Genomic DNA, 5,154 nt, shown 5'->3' with positions numbered 1-5,154 from the left:
AGAGTTATGAGATTGAAAACTCTCCCTATATTTCTTGTCAGGGATTTGTCCATATATGGAATGCAGTGCTGAAAAATTAAAGATCTAGCTGACTAGAAGAACCACCAGGGGCTGATCTGTCAGAGATATAAATTTATAAACTTACATAACTTATGATCTTATGTAACTTTCAAGAGAGTTATGCGATGGAAAACTCTTTCTGTACTGCCATACTTACAATACCAGCGCACAGCCCAAAGAATTATTTCGCCCTAAAAATGATGCCGACTATGGAAGGCATTCATCTACTGAACCTTTAGCTAAAAAGCTATTTGCAACACTGCCAATTTTTCCTCTTTTGTAGCGGTTACTTTGATTTCAAATGCTACAAAAGAGGAAAGGTTATTCATCAATTAATAGTCAAAGTTGAAGAAATTTTCTGGAAAACAAGACAGAAATGCTTTTTGAATATCGCTGTATTCACCTTCTGGATGTTCCTCTAAATACTGTCGAGTCCAAATTAGTGTTGCTTCATAATCGTTAAAGCACTGATCGAGTTGTAAAAAAATCCAAAGTTCATGTGCTTTTTGGATGAAAAAGTCATTAATGATCATAAGTGCAATTTTCTTTTCAGTATTTGCATTAGGATATGAATACATAATGTTTTCTCCTATAGAGATGGTAAATAGATTAGTTGATAAGCTATTTATAACACATAAAAATATGTGTTTACCACATATTTTTATGTGTTTTTATGTAAATGTAACCCTATGCTATAATCTCAAAACACCATTTCTATAAATTTAATCAAATGCCATATACTGAATTTCAACGTCTTATCGGTAAAGCAGGGCTTTCAATTAAAGAATTTGCTGAATTATTGGATATGAAACCTAATTCGATTACGAATTACAGTAAACAAGGTGTGGTACCTACACATATCGCTGTAATCGTTGCATTGATTTCTACGATGAAAGATGAAGGATTAGACTTCTATCCAATTTTTGAAAAAATTAAATCTTATTCAAAAGACTAAGACTCTCGTTTGTTGATTGTTTTAAGCTGTTAGTGATGACGTAAAAAATGCCTGCAGTTCAGGCATTTTTTTGTTTCAGAGACTTATAAACCTCGATAGAACTTTTCAATAAAGTTTCGAGTTTTGAGAACCAGGGTATTCATCAGGGTCTTACGTTCTGAGATCTTGGGACGCGCAATCGGTAAGTCTTTGACATCTTCACGGCTAGGTAAACGCTGGGTGTATTCATATTGGCTGAGCACCGTTTTGAAGACTTCAGGTTTGATGGCTTCTTTTTGACACAGCTCATTCAGCGCCTTTTCTTTCTCCACATCCCAAAACTGAGCAAAGGCTTGTTCAACGCTTTGACCATTGGCCATGCGTGGAATGTTTTCATCCAGGAACTTTTGAATCAGCTCTTGTTTGTCATACAGGTTGTGATTGGTCGAAATGATATCTTGCACCTGGGAACGATACTGCTGTTTCTTTTCAGGATCTTTATGATTGACCACCGATTGCAGTAGATTCAGGATATAACCGACATTTACGGTATCGCGGTGGATCAGTTCAAGCTGGAAATTGACGTCATTGAGGACCGATACCTTGTCTTTAGGCTGGACCACACGGACGTTGTTGTACAGATATTTGTACTGTGAGGTATGTTTCTGGAATTCTGCTTTGTTTAGATCCGTATCGTCCTGGTCATACTCGACAAAGTTTTCCAATTGGGCATTGATCCGCATCACCTCACGGAAGGCTTTGACGTACTCCAATTGCTGTTCTTCGGTTTCCAGCGTATTGGGGACTTGATCCGGATCTGGGGCAATACTGACTAAATGCGCGACCGCAGCATTGTACTTTTCCTTGATGCTGTCGAAACTTGGAATCAGCACGATTTTTTGTGCTTCCTCCTTATTTGAGAACAAGGTGAGGGCTTGGTCCGTGGCCTGTTTCAGGTTACGGAAGCACAGGATATTACCGAACGGCTTGTCTGCGTTCAGAATACGGTTGGTGCGTGAAAAAGCTTGAATGAGGCCATGATATTTAAGGTTCTTGTCGACATACAGGGTGTTGAGTGGTTTTGAGTCAAAACCCGTCAGGAACATATTCACCACGAGCAAAATATCAATTTCTTTTTTACGTACCCGATTGGCAATGTCACGATAGTAAGCGTAGAACTCATCACCAGAGTTGTAGTTCTGGCCAAATTTGGCATTGTATTCAGCAATATATTGATCGAGCTTATCCCGATTGGATTGGCTGATCCTGGTCGGGAGATCCGCAGACTCTTCTTCAATTAAACCACTGTGATCTTCGACCTTGAGTTCTTCATTGGCTGCAAAGGAAAAAATCGTGGCAATGGTCAATGGCGTATAGATCCCACCTTGTTCTTCGGCTTGCTGCTGTTTTTCCTGCTGTACTTTTTTGAACAGTTCGTAGTACTGGGTCAGGACTTCAACGGAACTGACACAGAACATCGCGGTGAAGGTTTTATTTTTGGTTTTGATGTGGTGATTATCCAGGATATAGCGGGTAATCATTTCGAGACGGGCAGGGTTATCAAACAGCTCTTTGGTATCAATTCCTTCTACATCTTCTTCATAGCTGTCGCTATTTTCGATGCCATTGCTGGTGTATTTACCCAGATAGGCAATCTGGAAGGGTAGGACGTTACCATCACGAATGGCATCGGTAATCACGTACTTATGCAGGCATTCATCAAACAGGGCATTGGTGGTGACTGCTTGTGAGTCAATTTTCAGTTGGCTGTTTTTCTCAAAAATTGGCGTTCCGGTAAAACCAAACATTTGCGCCTGATTAAAGAAGCGTTTGATATTGCGATGGGTATCACCAAATTGGCTACGGTGACATTCATCAAAAATAATCACGACTTTTTTATCTTTGAGATAGTGAATCTGATCGCTATAACGGTCAGAACTGATGGCAATATTGAGCTTTTGTAAGGTGGTGACAATCAGTTTGTCGTGCTTTTGGCCCAACTGAGTGACCAGGGTTCCGGTATTTTTGGTGGTATCGACACTGTCTTTTTTGAAGGCATTGAACTCACGTACCGTTTGGGTATCGAGATCACTGCGATCCACCACGAAGAGGACCTTTTCAACTTCAGGCAAACGCATGATGAGTTGACTGGCTTTGAATGAAGTCAGGGTTTTTCCTGAGCCTGTGGTGTGCCAGATATAGCCATTTTGCGCTGAATGTTGCACACGTTGAATAATCTGCTGTACCGCATAGATTTGGTAGGGACGCAGCACCATCAAACGCTTTTCAACTTCCAGGATCACCATGTATTCAGTCAGCATTTGGGTGATGTGCTGATGCTTTAAAAAGGCTTCGGCAAAGGTATCGATTTTATGGATATGCTTATTGTCAAAATCTGCCCAAGGGAAGGTAAATTCGAAATTGCTGGTGCCGGTTGAATAGTAATGGGTGTGGTCACGATTACTAATCACGAACAGCTGGATGTAATTAAACAGACCTGCTCCGCTACTATAAGCGACTTTGGCATAGCGTTGGGTTTGGTTAAAGGCTTCAGGAAGCTCTACTCCTGCGCGTTTTAGCTCGATTTGCACCAAAGGTAGGCCATTGATCAGCAAGGTGACATCAAAGCGACTGGTGTGGCCATTACTGGCACTGTGATCGATGGCGATCTGATTGGTCACTTGGTAGATGTTTTTCTGAGGATCGGCAAACAAAAAATCAATGTGGCGTGTAGAGCCATCATCAAAGTTCACAGGAAAGCGATTACGCAGCACTTTGGCACAGTTAAAACTGTTACCTGCTTTTAAGTGATTGAGAACTTGTGCCCATTCATTTTCAGAGAAAGAAGCGATGTCATTGGCGCGTTCAACTTGAATTTTGAGATTGCTCAGCAGTTGATTTTCATCTTTGAGATCAACCTGGTGATAACCTAGGTTTTTGAGCTGTTCAATGAGTTCATTTTCAAGTTGAGCTTCGCTTTGTACGGACATCTCTTTCTCTAATTTTTTATTGAATTACGGTGATCTAAATGAAATCCATCTGACTGAAGCTCGAAACATACGGTGATGTTTTACCCTCAAAGTCTTTCAATCAGATGGTTTGATTGGCTTTCTAGATATTTAAACAAACATTTGCTGTAAAAGCCCTTTTTTCCAAAGCTTGGCTTGCTCTAGCTGCTCTGAAACAACATCGATTTTTTGGTCGATGGCAGATAAGAAGTTAGCGATTTTGGTTTGTTCTGCTAGGCAAGGCACTTTAAATATATAGCTTGAATATTCTTCTGCATTAATACCTGGCTGTCCTGATCGCATAGAGTTTGTAACAACCCACTGACTAAACCCTTTAGTTAGCGTCTGTAAAAAAATAAAATAAGGAATGACCAAATTTGTATTTAATGAAAATTTAATTAAGAATCCTGCGAAATATGTAATACCATCATTTTCCTTATAAAGATAACTTTTACCAACACTTGCTCCTGTCCTAGCAAATAATAAATCACCCAACTGTAATTTATACTTATCATCTAACTCAGCATTAGGTGAAGTCAAATTATCCATCTTGAAACTGTTTGAAAATTCACATATGTCCGTAATACGTAGATATTTATTAATACCATCATATTCAGTTGCTGCTGCATTCATTCCATACATAGCTTTTTGTGAAATTTCAGAAAGTTTCCTTTCCTCCCACTCCTCAAATTCACTGCCATCATCCGCTTTAAAACGAAGCTGCTGACTAAACAGCTTTTGCATCATGCCTTGTTTATATTGGCTCAGAAGGTGGAGTTTTTGCGAAAGCTGACTAATCTTTTCATCCACTACGGAAAGAAAAGTGGCTATTTTGGTTTGTTCTTCTTTTGATGGCAAAAATATGGATACTTTATTTAAAGAATCCTGACCAATATTAAAACGTGTACTTCCACCACTTAATTGAGTTATTTGATCACGAACCTTATCTGTCTTTAATAATCCATTCATGAATAAAGGATCATAAGGAACTTGAGCGGAACCACGAATTACAAACCCACCAAAAACTACGGGTTCCTTGCTTAAATAGACATTCGACAGAGGTGGTCCCACTTGTTTGAACAACTAAAAGCTTATTTATAAGTGATATTCTGCTCTAGTTAAGCTACCTTATTTTGTTGTGGTAGCTGGTCA

General features: G+C 39.4%; 3 protein-coding genes and 2 pseudogenes. 1 reads left to right on the top strand and 4 read right to left on the bottom strand.

Annotation, left to right across the window (positions count from 1 at the left end):
• Nucleotides 1-194: 194 nt before the first annotated feature.
• Both F891_RS17895 and F891_RS14355 read right to left on the bottom strand, forming a co-directional pair.
• A pseudogene (locus F891_RS17895) lies at nucleotides 195-284 on the bottom strand (IS6 family transposase); the annotation flags it as partial.
• 108 nt (nucleotides 285-392) lie between these two features.
• Nucleotides 393-638: a hypothetical protein gene (locus F891_RS14355; RefSeq protein WP_005264125.1), complete on the bottom strand. Its 246-nt coding sequence runs from the start codon at nucleotides 636-638 to the stop codon at nucleotides 393-395.
• Nucleotides 639-790: 152 nt separating this feature from the next.
• Here F891_RS14355 and F891_RS14350 point away from each other — a divergent pair, with 152 nt between their 5' ends.
• Nucleotides 791-1,015, top strand: coding sequence for a hypothetical protein (locus F891_RS14350; protein ID WP_005264124.1), 225 nt, complete (start codon nucleotides 791-793; stop codon nucleotides 1,013-1,015).
• Between the two features lie 83 nt (nucleotides 1,016-1,098).
• On the opposite strand, the gene F891_RS14345 is transcribed toward F891_RS14350, so the two are convergent.
• Nucleotides 1,099-3,984 (bottom strand): type I restriction endonuclease subunit R, encoded by a 2,886-nt coding sequence (locus F891_RS14345; protein ID WP_005264123.1) that lies wholly within the window; start codon nucleotides 3,982-3,984, stop codon nucleotides 1,099-1,101.
• 129 nt (nucleotides 3,985-4,113) lie between these two features.
• A pseudogene (locus tag F891_RS14340) lies at nucleotides 4,114-4,881 on the bottom strand (restriction endonuclease subunit S); the annotation flags it as partial.
• Nucleotides 4,882-5,154 lie beyond the last annotated feature (273 nt).

Source organism: Acinetobacter sp. CIP 101966 (assembly GCF_000369725.1).
Lineage (GTDB): Bacteria > Pseudomonadota > Gammaproteobacteria > Pseudomonadales > Moraxellaceae > Acinetobacter > Acinetobacter lwoffii_Q.
The sequence above is the reverse complement of the archived record's forward strand: the minus strand, read 5'-3'. Positions and strand labels throughout refer to the sequence as shown.

Bases quoted from the DNA above. Each gene is read 5' to 3' on its own strand.
- F891_RS14345 (WP_005264123.1), bottom strand. From the start codon at position 3,984: ATGTCCGTACAAAGCGAAGCTCAACTTGAAAATGAACTCATTGAACAG.
- F891_RS14355 (WP_005264125.1), bottom strand. From the start codon at position 638: ATGTATTCATATCCTAATGCAAATACTGAAAAGAAAATTGCACTTATG.
- F891_RS14350 (WP_005264124.1), top strand. From the start codon at position 791: ATGCCATATACTGAATTTCAACGTCTTATCGGTAAAGCAGGGCTTTCA.